General features: G+C 60.0%; 20 protein-coding genes and 1 pseudogene. 7 read left to right on the forward strand and 14 right to left on the reverse strand.

Annotated features, from left to right (window positions below; all coding sequences use genetic code 11):
• Window position 1: 1 nt before the first annotated feature.
• Genes virB10 through CO655_RS30445 form a run of 12 tightly spaced genes read right to left on the reverse strand, consistent with a single transcriptional unit; the run spans window position 2 to window position 9,108 of the window.
• Complete coding sequence (virB10, locus tag CO655_RS30390) at window positions 2–1,180, reverse strand: type IV secretion system protein VirB10 (protein WP_097667751.1); 1,179 nt, start codon at window positions 1,178–1,180, stop codon at window positions 2–4.
• Window positions 1,181–1,188: 8 nt separating this feature from the next.
• The gene (gene virB9, locus CO655_RS30395; RefSeq protein ID WP_097667752.1) at window positions 1,189–2,046 is read right to left on the reverse strand and encodes a P-type conjugative transfer protein VirB9; all 858 of its coding nucleotides are present in this window, start codon (window positions 2,044–2,046) and stop codon (window positions 1,189–1,191) included.
• A complete protein-coding gene (locus tag CO655_RS30400; protein WP_097667753.1) occupies window positions 2,043–2,714 on the reverse strand; it encodes a virB8 family protein in 672 nt (223 codons plus the stop codon). The genes virB9 and CO655_RS30400 overlap by 4 nt, the downstream gene beginning before the upstream one ends.
• Before the next feature lies 1 nt (window position 2,715).
• Window positions 2,716–3,000 (reverse strand): hypothetical protein, encoded by a 285-nt coding sequence (locus CO655_RS30405; protein WP_097667754.1) that lies wholly within the window; start codon window positions 2,998–3,000, stop codon window positions 2,716–2,718.
• A gap of 41 nt (window positions 3,001–3,041) precedes the next feature.
• A complete protein-coding gene (locus tag CO655_RS30410) occupies window positions 3,042–3,974 on the reverse strand; it encodes a type IV secretion system protein (protein ID WP_097667755.1) in 933 nt (310 codons plus the stop codon).
• Between the two features lie 3 nt (window positions 3,975–3,977).
• On the reverse strand, window positions 3,978–4,211 hold the full coding sequence (locus tag CO655_RS30415; RefSeq protein ID WP_097667756.1) for an EexN family lipoprotein: 234 nt from the start codon (window positions 4,209–4,211) through the stop codon (window positions 3,978–3,980).
• Window positions 4,208–4,906: a P-type DNA transfer protein VirB5 gene (virB5, locus tag CO655_RS30420; protein ID WP_097667757.1), complete on the reverse strand. Its 699-nt coding sequence runs from the start codon at window positions 4,904–4,906 to the stop codon at window positions 4,208–4,210. Before virB5 ends, CO655_RS30415 begins: the two co-directional genes overlap by 4 nt.
• Complete coding sequence (locus tag CO655_RS30425) at window positions 4,906–7,272, reverse strand: VirB4 family type IV secretion system protein (RefSeq protein ID WP_097667758.1); 2,367 nt, start codon at window positions 7,270–7,272, stop codon at window positions 4,906–4,908. The genes virB5 and CO655_RS30425 overlap by 1 nt, the downstream gene beginning before the upstream one ends.
• Entirely contained in the window at window positions 7,265–7,603 is a 339-nt protein-coding gene (locus CO655_RS30430) for a type IV secretion system protein VirB3 (protein WP_097667759.1), read from the reverse strand. The genes CO655_RS30425 and CO655_RS30430 overlap by 8 nt, the downstream gene beginning before the upstream one ends.
• A 6-nt stretch (window positions 7,604–7,609) precedes the next feature.
• Window positions 7,610–7,909: a TrbC/VirB2 family protein gene (locus CO655_RS30435; protein WP_097667760.1), complete on the reverse strand. Its 300-nt coding sequence runs from the start codon at window positions 7,907–7,909 to the stop codon at window positions 7,610–7,612.
• Window positions 7,906–8,565 carry a transglycosylase SLT domain-containing protein gene (locus tag CO655_RS30440; protein WP_097667761.1) on the reverse strand — a complete coding sequence of 220 codons (660 nt, stop codon included), beginning with the start codon at window positions 8,563–8,565 and terminating at the stop codon, window positions 7,906–7,908. The genes CO655_RS30435 and CO655_RS30440 overlap by 4 nt, the downstream gene beginning before the upstream one ends.
• Window positions 8,566–8,568: 3 nt before the next feature.
• On the reverse strand, window positions 8,569–9,108 hold the full coding sequence (locus CO655_RS30445) for a hypothetical protein (protein ID WP_097667762.1): 540 nt from the start codon (window positions 9,106–9,108) through the stop codon (window positions 8,569–8,571).
• Between the two features lie 98 nt (window positions 9,109–9,206).
• Here CO655_RS30445 and CO655_RS30450 point away from each other — a divergent pair, with 98 nt between their 5' ends.
• From CO655_RS30450 to CO655_RS34540, 3 genes and pseudogenes are all read left to right on the forward strand, one after another.
• Window positions 9,207–9,578 carry a MarR family transcriptional regulator gene (locus CO655_RS30450; RefSeq protein WP_097667768.1) on the forward strand — a complete coding sequence of 124 codons (372 nt, stop codon included), beginning with the start codon at window positions 9,207–9,209 and terminating at the stop codon, window positions 9,576–9,578.
• 521 nt (window positions 9,579–10,099) lie between these two features.
• Window positions 10,100–10,548 (forward strand): annotated as a pseudogene (locus CO655_RS34535) (PHB depolymerase family esterase).
• Between the two features lie 19 nt (window positions 10,549–10,567).
• Window positions 10,568–10,822 carry a hypothetical protein gene (locus CO655_RS34540; RefSeq protein WP_245423967.1) on the forward strand — a complete coding sequence of 85 codons (255 nt, stop codon included), beginning with the start codon at window positions 10,568–10,570 and terminating at the stop codon, window positions 10,820–10,822.
• 167 nt (window positions 10,823–10,989) lie between these two features.
• Here the strand turns inward: CO655_RS34540 and CO655_RS34720 are convergent, their stop codons facing one another.
• Window positions 10,990–11,121, reverse strand: coding sequence for a hypothetical protein (locus CO655_RS34720; RefSeq protein ID WP_280953079.1), 132 nt, complete (start codon window positions 11,119–11,121; stop codon window positions 10,990–10,992).
• Between the two features lie 271 nt (window positions 11,122–11,392).
• On the opposite strand from CO655_RS34720, the gene CO655_RS30465 reads away from it, so the two are divergent.
• From CO655_RS30465 to CO655_RS30480, 4 genes are all read left to right on the forward strand, one after another.
• Window positions 11,393–12,379 carry a UbiA prenyltransferase family protein gene (locus CO655_RS30465; protein WP_097667763.1) on the forward strand — a complete coding sequence of 329 codons (987 nt, stop codon included), beginning with the start codon at window positions 11,393–11,395 and terminating at the stop codon, window positions 12,377–12,379.
• Complete coding sequence (locus CO655_RS30470) at window positions 12,376–13,080, forward strand: HAD family hydrolase (RefSeq protein ID WP_097667764.1); 705 nt, start codon at window positions 12,376–12,378, stop codon at window positions 13,078–13,080. The genes CO655_RS30465 and CO655_RS30470 overlap by 4 nt, the downstream gene beginning before the upstream one ends.
• Window positions 13,077–13,442, forward strand: a complete 366-nt coding sequence (locus tag CO655_RS30475) for a GtrA family protein (RefSeq protein ID WP_097667765.1) — start codon at window positions 13,077–13,079, stop codon at window positions 13,440–13,442. Before CO655_RS30470 ends, CO655_RS30475 begins: the two co-directional genes overlap by 4 nt.
• 143 nt (window positions 13,443–13,585) lie before the next feature.
• Entirely contained in the window at window positions 13,586–13,963 is a 378-nt protein-coding gene (locus CO655_RS30480; RefSeq protein ID WP_097667766.1) for a hypothetical protein, read from the forward strand.
• 40 nt (window positions 13,964–14,003) lie between these two features.
• Here the strand turns inward: CO655_RS30480 and CO655_RS34175 are convergent.
• Window positions 14,004–14,195, reverse strand: a 192-nt coding sequence (locus CO655_RS34175; protein ID WP_210201035.1) for a hypothetical protein, incomplete at its 5' end; no start/stop codon positions are given.

A 14,195-nucleotide genomic window follows, 5' to 3' on the forward strand; every position in this document is an offset into this window, starting at 1 on the left:
CCTATTTCGAAACAAGCGCCGAAGCCGGCCTGAAGTCGCCAAGCACGGCGCGGTCATAGATCCGATTGCGCGGTTCAGTGACGCGAAGCCGATAGACGCCGGAGAAATCGAGATCGCGAGCGACGAAGATCGAAACGAGATCGCCCTGATGTTTCAGGAGGGTCGGCGGAATGTTGATCGATTGCTCGACGGCAATCGCCGCGGCCCGCTGGCCGGCGCTGGTCGTATTCTGGGCTTCGACACCGCTATCCTGCAATTGGCTGTTGGCGTAGGAGGTCGCGTCTCCGACGATCGACAGCAGGATGGCGCTGCCGAACCGCTCCCACCAATGCGTGTCGACATAACCGTCGATGCCGGCCCGACCGAGGGCGTCGGTTGCCGGCGACGCGAGCGTGATGATCACCCCTTTCGGCGTCTTCGCCCGGTTCCAGAGGACGAACAGCCGTTTCTGGCCGCGGCGAAGACCACCGCGATATTCACCGACAATCTGCGTGCCCTTCTCCATCAGCACGACGCGGCCATTATCGGAAAGGACGTCCCGATTGACGACGCAGCTGGTGAAGCCCGGCTGATCGGAGGAGAGTGCGGTCTCCAGAACACACGGGATCGACGTGCCCATGGCGACGATGAAATCGCGATTGCCGAGCGTGCCGGCGCGCGATCCCTGCAGTTGCGTCGGCGTCAGCATGCGGTTGAAGCGCTGGTCCTCGTTTTCGCCCTCGCCGCCAAGATTGCCGGCGGGGTTCGCTCCAAGCGGGAGATAGTTCAATTGAGCCTCGGGGCCAGCCTCCTCTTCCGGCCGGCGGGTTTGAGGTGACTTCTCACCGCCATAGGCCATGACCGGGGCGCGACGTGCCGCGTCGAGCAGCTTGTCGTCCCCAGCCAGCGCCTGTTCAGCGGCGACCGGCGTCGGAAGCTGTACTTCCGCCGCCGGCGTCACCGGCTGGACCGGCTCCTTGGCCGGCTCGAAATCCGCCGTCTGACGGATGACGACGCGCTCCGGCTGGACGCCGTCGGCCGGCTTGTCCTCGCCCCGCATCGACCAAAGTGCAAATGCGACGAAGGCAACGATCGCAAAAGCGACGACGCCGCGCTTCAGAATCGGATTGTTGTCGAGCCGCCGGCCGGTCGATATTGCGGCGCGCTCACCGGGAATCTCGGTTGTCTCTTCCTCGGCCATCACGCCTCCTATTGCGCCGCGTCGGGCGACGTTTTGACGAGGCGCTCGACCGATGGTGACGTCGTGTCGGTCTCGGGATTGATACCGGCACGATCATAGGCTTCGTTGAAGACGCAGAGGACGTCGTGGCCCCTGCGCAAAATGAACTTGCGGCTGATCGCGTGAACGAGCACGAGATTGCCGTCAACGGACTTCGGGACGAGGCTTTCTGTGCCGTCGGAATTTTCCATGTATATTGCCGGCATCTCCTGATTGCCGACGAAGGCGAAGGTGGTGAGCTTGCCGTTGTCATAGACCGCTTGCGGCTCGAGCGCCTGGGATCCTTGCGCCGAATAACGCCAGTTGCGCGGCCCATAGGCTTCGTGAAGGGCAAGCACGCGATCGGCTTGCCCTGCCTCAGCCGCTTGCGCCCTGGCGGCCGCCTCCTGCCGGTGCCGTTCCGACTCGTCGGCCGGATAGCGGTATTTCACGTAGAAATAGGTGTTCTGCCCCGCTTCGACGCTGCCGTCGCGCACGGTCAATTCCATCTGGTAACTGCGTGTCGAGCCGTCGCGGCGCGTCGTCACCACCGAGATATTCGTCACCGGCTGGTTTTCCCGAGGCTTAAGGAACAGGATGTTGCCGGCCGGCGCCACCTCCCAGGCGACGCTGTTGCCGAGCGCGACATGCGCGATCTCTTCGTCAGCAGCGAACTCAACCTGGACCGAGGAGCGCAAGGCGCCGACGACCTTCGTGATGTTGTAGGGCTGGTAATCCACGAAGCGGATGCGGCTGTCCTGCTGCGCGCCACGCGGGGTCTCCAGCGCGAGCGCAGTCGTGGAAAGGCCAGAGGTGAGAAGCAAGACAATGAGGAAACGCGGTTTCAATTGATCGCCTCCGGATCGGCGCGATACTCGCTGACGGCAAAGCCCAGCGGGTTGACCAGCCGGTCGGTCGAGGACATCGGCGCGTTGGCATAGGAGAAGGTGAGCGTCGCAACCCAATGCGTGGTGCGCACATCGTCCCCACGGGTGACGGTTCTGATATAGCGGACGGAGGCGACGTTGGCGTTGATCAGCGAGATCGAAACGATAATGACGCGCGAGGTCGCGCTACGGCCATAGAAATTCTGCGGAGAATCCGGATTGCTGCCTTTGTAGGCAGCAGCAAAGCGCATCTGCTCCGGCTGTGTCGACAGCAATGCCACCGTTCGGAAATTTTCCTCGGCCTCGCTCCAGACGTAACCTTCACGGGCGCGGACATATTTGGCCGCAAAATACTTCGTCACCGCCTCATCATAGGTGCCGGCGGTCGATGTCAGGGCGGAAACGACGTCGACGATGCCGGTCGAATTGTCGACGCGCACGACGAAAGGCTCGACGGTTTTGAGAGGCGTCAGCCCGGCGATCGCAAAGACCGAGACGGTCGCGACAATGCTGGCGCAACCGGCGACGAACCAGGCGACGCGGGCGGAACGCTCGATCTGGATCAACCGGTCCTGGTCGAACCGCCTGGCCTTATCGAAGTAGTCTTTGAGGCTATCGGCCGTCACCATGTCACCGGCCCTCGCATGGGCGATAGGAGCCGACGACATCGAAGTGCGCGAAAGCGGCCGGCACAACCGAAGCGTTTTCTTCCGCGTAGGAGGCGGCGTGGTTCACCGGCTCCATGGGAACAGCCGAGGTCGCTGGCGGCTTCGATTGTCCATCGCCTTGCCACTGCCACATCGAGCGGTTCAACGGCCGGCGCGAATAACCATCGCATTTGGGTAAAGGATGGGAGATCGAACCGCAGCCGACGAGGCCAACGGTCAGGAAAAGCGATAAGAGCATACGGATCATCAAGAACCAACCTGTCGAATTTCGATAAATGTCTGTGACCGTCATTCGGGCCGGCCGGGCGTGAGGCGCCGGCCGACGGAACGGGCGCCACGGCCGACCGCCCTGGCGGTATGGGATGTCGCCCAGGCGAGGGTGCTTTCGTGCGCATCACGGGCAACGCCGTATCCATAGGTGAGCGATGCCCCGCCGGCGGCGAGCGCCGAGGCGATGCTGGGCAGTTGATAGAAGACGTAGAGGGCGGCGAGGCAGATGGCGCAAAGCGCGATCGGGCGCATCAGAACATCACTGTAACCTTCGATCGCCGTAAAGGTCGTGTCGATGCAGGTGATCAGCAGCGAGCCGATCGCCACCACCAGCACCTGCAGGATGACGAAATTTGCAAGCTGGCCGATCCAGGATTCGGTGAAACGCCGGGTCGGCTGGAACATGGCGAGCGCGATGAAGATCGGACCAATCGCAAGCACGATGGCCAGCGCCAGCCGCGCATAGAGCGAGACGATATAGCCGATCGCCGCGACGATGAAGCTGGCGCCGATCACCATCATTCCGCCGATGCCGGTGACGATGTCGACCGGCCAGGAGGCGCGCGACCAGATCTCGTAGGCGCATTTCTGACCCTTATCCAGCAAGCTGTCGAAGGTCGAGGCGCTCGGCGCCGTGCCGGAGTTCAATGCCTGCGAAATCTCCTTCGGCAGGGTTTCGAAGAAGATGTTGGTGACATAGGTTTGATACTCGCCGGCATTCCTCACCAGCATCACGATGATGGCAAGCTTCATCGCCCGGAAGGCGAATTCGATGATCGGGTCCTGCACGGAGCCACGGAGCACGAGGTAGCCGTACAGCACGACATAGAGCGTGAGGGCCGCCGTCAGCGGGCCGCTGACCCAGCTGGCGATGTTCGAAGTCCCGGAGGAGATGAAGTTCTCGAGCGGTGTCTTGAACTGCCCGTCGACGAAGCTGAAGACCTGATACATCGCTCAGCCCCTGAGCGCCTTGCGCATGCGCTCCAGACGCAGCTTGCCGTCGGCAGTCTCGGCATTGCGGCAATTCGGCGTGTCGTGGAGTTCGCCGGGATTGCCGCGGCATTCCGCGATGATCGTTGCGAGAAGCGCATCGTCGGCGATCAACTCAGCGACCGTGTAAACCTTCTCGGTTTGTGGAAAGCAGGCCGATAGCAAAAGTGCGGCCCCACCAGCTAAAATCCATCTCATTTGAGGGTAGCTCCCATTGTGTCCATGCGCTTGCGCCAATCCTCGGCCTGGCGCTGTTCATCGACCTGGACCTGCGCCTGCTGAACCATCTGCAGGCCCTGCATGCGAAGGACGTCGGTCTGGAGGAAAGCCGTTTCGGCCTGCAGACGGGCCTGCAGATCGGCGATATCCTTGGCATCGGCCGCGCTCGATATCTGCTGACGGAGCTGATCGATGCCGTCGATGCGTTTGGTGGCGGCGTCGTAAATCTGCTGGCCGAGGCTCATCTGCCCGGCGTTCTGGTGCTGGATGCGCGAGAGCTCCTGGGCGTAGAAGTCGTCGGCGTCAGTGCGGTAGGTGGAATTGCCCTCAAGGAACTTTGAGGCTGAATTGCCGAAGGCGCCAGTCCCGGAGCCCTTGAACAATCCCTCGATGGCGTTGAAATCCTGCGGGAGCGCCTTGCGGATTAAAGGGTCGTTCAGGAGATTGGCGACATCGGCCATATTGGTGATCTTGTTCAGCGATCCGTAGAGCTGCTGGGCCTGCTGGAGCTGCTGGTTGAGGGTGTCGAGCTGGGATTTCAGCTGGGTGATGCCTTCGATCTGCTTGGCGATCGCAGATTGGTCGATCACAGGAATGCCCTGCCCGGCCGCCAACTCGGCCGATATCAGCAGAAGCGGCAAGGCAATCGCTACCCTTAGTCTATTTGTCCGCATCAGCTTGCCCTCCTTCTTTGCTGAAACAATGGAAGCCAATCCTCACGCCGGTCGCCGACCTCCGCCCGAATGGCATCGGCAAGTTCGACATTGACTGTCCGGCCGGAGAGGATGGCGAGCTCGTCGTCGAAGCCGTTAAGTTTCAGTTCGGCGACAACGCTATTGTGACCCTGCTTGACGATGAAGCGGCGGCTCTCGACCGGGATCTCGCGTGAGATGAGCTCGAATTCGCGCTCGGTCAGCTTGAAGCCGTTGACATAATCGGCGCGGTCGCCGCGTGGGTTGGACAGGAAGATCTGCGTGGGGCACTGCTCGATGATCGTATGCGCAATCGGCGAGACGATGGCGTCACGCGGGCTCTGTGTGGCAAATAGCATCAGACCGTTCTGCTTGCGGATCGTCTTCAGCTTGTTCTGGGCGAGATCGCGAAAGCCTTCGTCCTGCAGCGCCTTCCAGAATTCGTCGATGACGATAATGATACGCCGTCCGTCAATCAGCTGCTCGATCCGATAGAACAGGTAAGCCATCAACGGTGTGCGGATTTCCTCGTTGTCGAGGAAATCGGTCATGTCGTAGCCGATGAATTTTGCGCCGATGCCGATATCGTCGCTCTCATTGTCGAACACCCAGCCGAGCGGCCCTCCGTTCTCCCAACGCCTCAGCCTCGAGGCGATGCCTTCGGGGTCGGTATTGTTGAGAAAGGTGCGCAGGGCGCCGATGGAGCGACGCTCCACCGGCAGGTCCGCCACCCCGTCGACCGCCGAGGCGATGTCACGCAACTCGGTAGTCGATAGTTCGCCAGATCCGGATCGGGCCAGCTTGGCGATCCAGCCGGTGAGAAATACCTTGTTTTCCGCAGTGAACTCCAGTGCTTTCAACGGCGCGCAGCCGGTGGCGGCACCGTTTCTGAGCGGCAGATAGGTGCCACCGGCCGCGCGCACGAAGAGATCAGCGCCGCGATCCTTATCGAAGAAAACCATATGGGGATCATGCTTTTCGAGCTGCGAGAGCATGAAGTTCAACAGGACCGTCTTGCCCGCACCTGACGGCCCGCAGACGAAGGTGTTGCCGAGATCGCCGTGGTGGAAATTGAAATAAAACGGTGAGCCTGACGCGGTCTTCAGCATGGCCACCGCGGGCCCCCATTTGTTGCCGTCCTTCTGACCTGAGGGATAGGAATGGTAGGGGGACAGAGCAGCGAAGTTGCGCGATGTGACGGCGCCCGATCGGGCGCGATAGCGACGATTGCCGGGAAGTTGCGCCCACCAGGCAGCTTCCAGGCCGAGATCCTCGCGGGCGACGACGGCGCCGCCATTGGTCAGATAAGCGCGCGCCTTCGCCAGATTGTCGGTGAGCTCCTTGACCGAAGGAGCAAAAGCGGAAAGCGCGAGATGATGTTCGCCGAGGACAAAACGGTTCGATTCCAGATCGTCCATCGCCTCACTGAGCTCGCCGATCTGCGAGGCGGCCTTGTCGCCGGCGCTGACCATCTGGTTCTGCTTACGGCCCATGATCACACGCGCGTCGGCCTTAGCGGTGAAGGCGAAGGACTGCGTCAGGATGAGCTCGAATGGCGCAGTCAGAATGCCATCGAGCATGCCGGGACGCGTCGCCGCCGGATATTCCTTGAAACCGAACATTCCGGCATAGCGGCATGCAGCTTCATGGCGGATCTCGACGGTCTCGCGCCCGAAGATCACGCGGTCGGAATAGATCGCCGACGATATCGGCCCTTCCGTCAGCGGCACGGGCTCGCGCCGGCCGCCGACGATCTGATGAAGCACCTCGCTCGGCTGCGAAAAAACGATGCCATGCTGTTCATAGAGCGTCAGGACACGGGGCTCGAAGTGCCTCAAGCCCGCTGTGAGATCCGCGACCTTGTCGCGCAGGTGCTTCAGTGCAATCTCGTCTACCTCCATTCGCGCGCGACGTGCTTTTCGCAGCCGGTTGAGAAGGCTCGCGGCCCTTTGGGCGGGATCACGATCGGGATGCCAAACGAGGGTGACATAGAGATCGTTGCGGAACAGATCCTCGCGTACCATCCGCTCGCGATATTTGGCGTTCAGGCGATCGGAAAAGGAATTGGCGAATTGACCGTCGGGATAGGCATTGTCGCGCCGGCGGATGACATGCGTCCACAGCGACAGCCGCTCATCGGCGATGTTGCGATAGAGCGTGTTCAGACTGCGATGCAGGCTGTTGAGGTCAACAGCGTCGGCGGTCTCGAAGGAAATGCCATCGAGCGCGACCATCACCATCATCGCGCGGGAATCGAGAGCGATGATCGAATCGTCGACATGTCTGATATATGGAATGAAGGTCTCCGGCCCGCGTTCGCGGGAGCGCAGCGTCGCAAGACTAGGCAAGGCTGAAATCCCTTTCATCGTAGCGTCGCACCAGCTTCAGCGGCGACAGCGTCGCTCCGCCCCAGTAGAAGGCGTTTCGCGAGCGCCCGCGGGTTTCGATCCAGGCAATCAGGATCCGGAACATGTTGTGGTCGTGCTTGACGAGCGCCCGGAATACGACGTGTAAGACGACACCGACCAGCGCATAGGCGATCGACCCCGCTGTGATGTAGAGAATGGTCGTCAGCATGATGTTGACGCCCATCGCCTCCATCGTCACGCCTGCGATCATCGCCGGGCGAGTGCAGGCGAGGAACAGGATGTCTTCTTCGAGGCTGGGAGCGCTTGCCATGCGGGGTCAGCCTCCGACGATCGTGTTGACCAGTTCGGTGGCGCCGAAAATTCCGCCGATGCCGATGATCCAGAAGCCGGCGCGACGCAGATCCATGTAGCCGAACATCCAGGCGATGCAGATGATGATCACCGCGATCACCGCCAGCAGGCGGGCGATGTTGCCGGTCAGCATCGTGACGATGTTCTGCAGCACGGTTTCGACGCCGGCGGCCTGGGCAAAGGCCGGCTCGACCAGGCAGGTGGCAATCGCGACCGCCATGAGAGCGGAGGCAGCCATCGGGCGCAGTTGGGTCTTGGATATCATTCGTTAGGCTCCGATCGATCATTCTGAAAAACGAGAACCGAGGCGCGCCGCCCGGCACTGAAAACATCCCAGGGCAAAGCTTCGGCGGTTGTGGAATTTTGCGTTTGAAGCGGGCGCGCCGCCTGGTCTTCCCGATGCGCGCCTGGGTCGGCCTGACGGGACGCATCCCCGATCGTCAGCGAGGCAAGCCCGGGCAACAGCCGCTTTGCCTCATCGCGCACCTGGACGTCGTACCTGACCATCGCGCCGACGGAAGGATTGTCGCGGCCGTAATAGGATTGCAGCATCACCTTCTGTGCCTGCACCGCACTCGCGCCCTCGCGTAGTGCGAGGCGGTAATACCCGTCGAGAAGCTGTGCGGTGGCCTTGAGATTGAGGCACGGATCGAAGGCATCCGAGATTGACAGCTTCAGTTTCCGAAGCTCCTCGACGCCAAGACCGCCGAGACCGAGCTGAATGTCTTGGCCGTCGGCGATAAGAGACGTGGCAAGCTCGATCCCCTCCGCCTTGGTCGTCGGCTGCGCCGCCAGCGGAGGACCGCTGTTGATGCGAATGGCGAAGGGTTGAAACCGGCTCTCGAGACTGACGACGCCGGCCAGCGTCTCCACCTGAACCATCGGCGCGCAGCTCTGCGCCATATCCACGAAGGCCGCCATCGGTTAGTACCAGACTCGCTGCGTGCCGGCGCCATCGATCGTCACATCGACGTAGTGCGGCTGCGACCGGACATTGGGACGGACGATCGGATAGGCCATGCAACCAGTGCGGCCGTCCTCACGCTGCCACCGCGGCGATTGAACCGAATTGTTTTCGGCACGATAGCCGCTCCGCCCGCTGTGGCAAAAAGACTCGCTGACCCGCTGCAGCGATGTCGAGATGCAGGTCGCTTGTTCTCCACGCGGGCCATAGCTGCCTTCCAACCTGTATCCCGCGTCGCAATAGTAGGGCTCGTAGCCCGGTCGCGAGCTGCGAAAGCCGGCGCCGCTGCACGTCGGGAACGAATGACCCTCGGCAAGCTCCCGCCATAGTTTCTGGATCGGCGGCCGGCACGCGGCATACTGGGTCGCCCCTCCGGGATTCGAAAGGCAGAGGAGAACCTGGCATCCCCAATCATCGGCGCGCGCGTTGCTGCCTGAAATGAGATAGGGTGGTAATGTGCAACAAATCGCAAACAGGCCATTCAGCAGAAGGTTTTTCATGGGACGGACCCTCAGGCATCACAATGCAAGAGCGCGAACCGAGGACACTACCCGGTTAGCGTGTGAATATGCTGACTTATATAACACAGTTAAATGACATGGCAAGAGCGTTGAAGACGCAATGGCACAGCCTCGCCTTCTCAGGCCTCATCCTGCACGAAATCCTCGACCATCCGCTTGAGGATGAAACCCCGCAGGCTAGGCTGAAGCAGGTCGGCATGATGACCATCATCTACGGCATGAACCAGGCTCACCAGAAGCTAACCCTTTCCAGTATCATGGAAGTTACGGCTCTGACCCGCACAGGCGTCAAGGAGACGGTCGATCTTCTGGTGAAGCGAGGAATGTTGAACGAGACGATCGTGAAAAACTCGATGGGCCGTGGAACGGCACGTCAGTTCGGGATTTCGGAGGTGCTGCTGGCGAAATTGAGTTCTTTTGGAGCAAACCAAAGCGTCGATATAAAGTGATTATTTCTAGAAAGTAAAAGGCGAATCGCCTGGATCCAGGGCAGAATATCTCCATCGCAACGATGGCAGGTGCGAAGCTGCTCGGGCCGATAGGACAAACTTCACGAAGACCGAGAATGGGGCCGGGGCTAAATGTCGCCTGCCGACGGACTTATTGTCGTCAGGACCTTATGCTGTCTGCATTGCACGCAGACGATATTGTTCTGCGGCGCTGAACTTCGGTGCGGCCTTCACGGCAAGGACATTGAAGCAAGCCTATACAGTAAGGCAGATGATGGCGGCAGAGCTGCGGGAGAAGCGTCATCCGTCGAAAGGAGCCTCTTTGCATGACGCTGAAATCTCCGTTTTCACTGAGCCGCGCCTTGAAAGCGCAGAATAATTGCGGCGTCTCGTCGAGACGGTCGCACGTCAGAGCTGGCCTTCGGCAAAGCCAGCCAAGGCAAAGAAGAAGCATGCCCGGCCGCAGCTCATCGAGCGGATCAGTTTCGGCAGCAATCGCAGACGGCTCAAGATAAAGATCCATGTCCCGCCGCGGCTGGGCGCGCAATTCGCCGCTCGTCGTCGTGCTGCATGGCTGCCTGCAGACCCCGGAAAGTTTCGACGCTGGCAGCGGCTTCAGCGCGCTCGCCGACCGGCGGAGATTTGCGCTCCTCTATCCGCAGCAGAGCCGTAGCAACAATACCAATCTCTGCTTCAATTGGTTTCGCCCGAGCGCGGTGAGCTGATGTCGATAAAGCAGATGATCGACACGGCCATCTCCGACCACCAGCTTGACGGATCACGCATCTATATAGCCGGGCTTTCGGCAGGCGGCGGAATCGCCTGCGCGCTCGCGGCCACCTATCCGGAGATATTCGCTGGCGTCGCCATCTTCGCAGGCGTGGGGCGATCTGATTCGCTCGGCCTCGCCCGGCGCCACCGTCTGGCCGCCCGTGTCGATCTGGCAAGGCAGCGACGACCGCACCGTTAATCCCGCTAATGCGGAGGCAGTGCTATCGCAATGGCTCGACGTCACCGGTCTTGAAAGGAGCGCCGCGATCGCCCGGGCGATGCCCTGGGGCGCCGTGGAGCGATGGCGTGCCGCCGGGCGCGATCGGATCAGTTATTACCGGCTTGATGGCTTCGGCCACGGATTGCCAGTTGGCGAAGCCGGCCCGGCAAGCCTCAAGGCCGGGCGTGATCGCTTCGTGATGCCGGCAGGCGTATCGGCGCCACGCGAACTGATGAAGCTATGGGGGCTCTGAACGCGGGCGTATTCGACGATCATGCGGTCAGTGCCGGTGAGCTTTCCGTCGCTATAGACTGTTTCGTATCGCGGCAGTCGGTGGCAACGGTCGATCTGGAGCTCAAGGCCCTGCCTGCGGCCCTTAAACTCTCCACAACTCTCGTCGCGAGCCATCATTCTTCAAGGTCATGGTTCGGCTTTTGCGGACTCTCCCCATTCGGCCAAGCCCATATCCAAATCCTTGAGCTCGTTGAAGCGCTTAGAGGTGGCCAAAAATGTAGAAAGCGTCTTTGCCGGAATCTTGCCGGTTATTTTCACTCCGGTCTTTTGAACAATTGACCTGCGCGCACAGATCGGTCTCGAATGGTAATCCTGATGCAGGACAAGCTGAAAAGAATAGTTCCGGCCAGATTTACCGGAAGGGTTACAACTGGACCTTACATGCCTCGCGCCAACAGATCGACAATTTCCTGTCGACAACGACGCTGCTCGCCAAATTCGGCGCTGCGAATTATTTCGAAACCTATGATGTGTATCTGTTGGACAGTGATCAGAAATAAACCGCCTGACGATGAAGGAGGCGTCCGGCATGAACACAAGCTTAGGTGACCGCAGGGTACCCGCATCAGGCCGAGCGGGCTTGCGCGACTATATCTCCATTGCGCGGCTCGATCACAGCACGAAGCACGTCTTCATCATTCCCGGCCTCATCCTCGCCTATCTTCTGCGGGGGGTCAGAAACGACGACCTGACCTCCTCGATCCTGCTCGGACTTGTAGCCGCGCTCTGCATCGCATCCGCGAACTACTGCATTAACGAGTGGTTCGACCGCGAGTTTGACCGGCATCATCCGACGAAATCGCAGCGGTCAGCCGTGCAAAGCGCGATGAACAGTAGGCTGGTTCAACTGGAATGGGCCGTGCTGCTCACTGTCGGCCTCGGCTGCGCCATCCTCTCGAGCAAACTTCTGTTCTTTGTCGCCTGCCTGTTTGCGATTCAGGGAATCCTCTACAATCTCGATCCGATCAGAAGCAAGGACAAAGCCTATCTCGACGTCATCTCAGAATCGATCAATAATCCGATCCGCCTGGTGATCGGCTGGTCAATGATCGACCCAACGAGCCTGCCGCCAGGATCGATCATCCTGGCCTACTGGTTCGGCGGCGCGTTCCTTATGGCGGCCAAGCGCTTATCGGAATATGACGAGATTGTCGCCTCGCATGGCAAGGAGCTGCTGTCGCGCTACCGGGCGAGTTTCGCCCAGTATACGCAGGTCTCGCTGACCGCCTCCTGCATTGCCTATTCACTGTTTTCGATTGCCTTTCTGTCGGTCTTCCTGGTCAAGTATCGCATCGAGTACATGCTCGTCCTGCCTTTCGTCGTTGCCCTGTTCACAACCTATTTTGTGATGGCGACGAAACCGGGTTCTACGGCGCAGAAACCGGAAAAGCTGTTCCGAGAGCCTGGCCTGATCGCGATCGTCGCGGCCCTGGCGACGGCCTTCATCTTCACGACATTCATCGACATTCCGCTTCTGGTTACTCTGACCGAGCAGCACTACATCACCATCCAATGATCGCGAGGAATGTCGACTGGGGCAGTATCCACTTCGTCGTCTTCGACGTCGACGGAACGTTATACAACCAGCGCAGGCTGCGCCTTCGGATGGCCGGCGAATTGATTGCTGATGCGGTGGCAAGAGGTAGCCTGACCAATCTGCGCGTGCTGCACGCATACCGCTCACTGCGTGAAGCCATAGGCGAGGAGGAGGTTGATGATTTTCAGGCGAGCCTGATGGCTCGTATCGTCGCGCAAACCGGCGAGCCTGCCGAAAGGATAGAGGCGATCGTCAGCGAGTGGATCGGCCGCCGTCCGCTCGCCCATATCGCGTCCTGTCGGTATGATGGGCTGGCGGAATTATTTGCCGGCCTCAAACGGCAGAACAAGGCGATCGGGATCTATTCTGATTATCCTGCCGACGAGAAGCTGCAGAGGATGAACTTGTCGGCCGATTACATATTGGCCGCAAGCGATCCCGGCGTCGGCATCCAGAAACCTCATCCACGCGGCCTGCATATGCTGATGCAGCGCGCCGGCGTCGGGCCGGCGCAAACCGTTCTGATAGGAGACAGACCCGAGCGGGATGGCGATGCGGCGCGCCGCGCCGGTGTCCTGCCGCTCATTCGCTCCGACGGGCCGCGGGAGGACTGGCTGACCTTTTCGACCTATTCGGACCCTATATTCGCAGCGCTGTGGGCAGAGGAAGCGTCCAAATGATCTTGTCCAAGGCTATCCGCTATGTGTTCACCGGAGGTCTGGCTGCGTTCGTCGACCTGTCGGTGTTCCGTGGCCTGCTGGCGCTTGGCGCGCCCCTCGGCCTTTCGGCGACATCGAGCTGGCTGATCGCGGCCGCCGTCAATTATAGCGCCACCAGCCGCTATGTCTTCAATCAGGCAATAAGCCGCAAGCGCGCTTCACTGTTCCTGATCGGCGCGCTGCTCGGCCTGTCGATCAATGTCTCCGTGACGCTGATCCTCGTGCAACAGGTCGGGCTCTCGCCCTTGTGGGCAAAGCTTTTCGGCATCGGCACGGCCTTCGTCTTCAATTTCCTGATAAACCTTGTCTGGGTGTTCAGGTAGAGCCAGCCCGAGACGGCGCCATATCTTTCCATCCTTTGAAGGACGGTGCCCAGAATAAGAGAAAAAAGAGTTGCAGCTGGAGTAGTACACTACTATTGCATAGAATGCGCCCAAGATAGTCTCTGGGAGGGAAAAGGTCTCTTATGTTATCAAAAATTGAAATCGAGGCGGCGATTGAAGCCGCGCGACTCGAATCTCACGCAAACGTAGACCGATGTTTCGACGCTCTTCGAGAGAGGCTTTTGCCAGCACACAATCACGTCACGACCGGGGCCATAATCTACAAGGAACCTACCGAGGAGGATTGCCGAGACCCCCGAAACAAGTTCGGAAAGAACCTCAGCCCGGAGGGGGTGGAAGTGCTTTTTCGTTTGCTTGATGGCGGCGCGGGATACAACACCGCTAGCCGAAAAATGTCTGTAACACAAACGGCGGTCAAAAACCGAAAGAAGGACTGGGAAGCGGCAGGTGGATTAATGCGTGACCGACATTTCATCTCATATCTAGATAGAATCGCGTAGTACAACAATGTTCCGGAAAGGATCAGTTGCGATCCGCTGGTTAATTCACCCTTGAAAGATTATTGGCATCCACCGAACTTACACTACGGTGCCACATGGCGATCGTTGATTTTGAACCCGGCAAGCCGATTTTAGGCTCCCCCGTGGCGAGCGCATCCAAAGGCGAGGCCGCCTGCCCGCCAGCAGTCCTTTTCTTGCAAATTCCGAGGCAATCCGCCCCCTGATTCCGAAA

Origin of the sequence: Rhizobium sp. M1 (assembly GCF_002531805.1) — a bacterium.
Classification (GTDB): domain Bacteria; phylum Pseudomonadota; class Alphaproteobacteria; order Rhizobiales; family Rhizobiaceae; genus Rhizobium; species Rhizobium etli_C.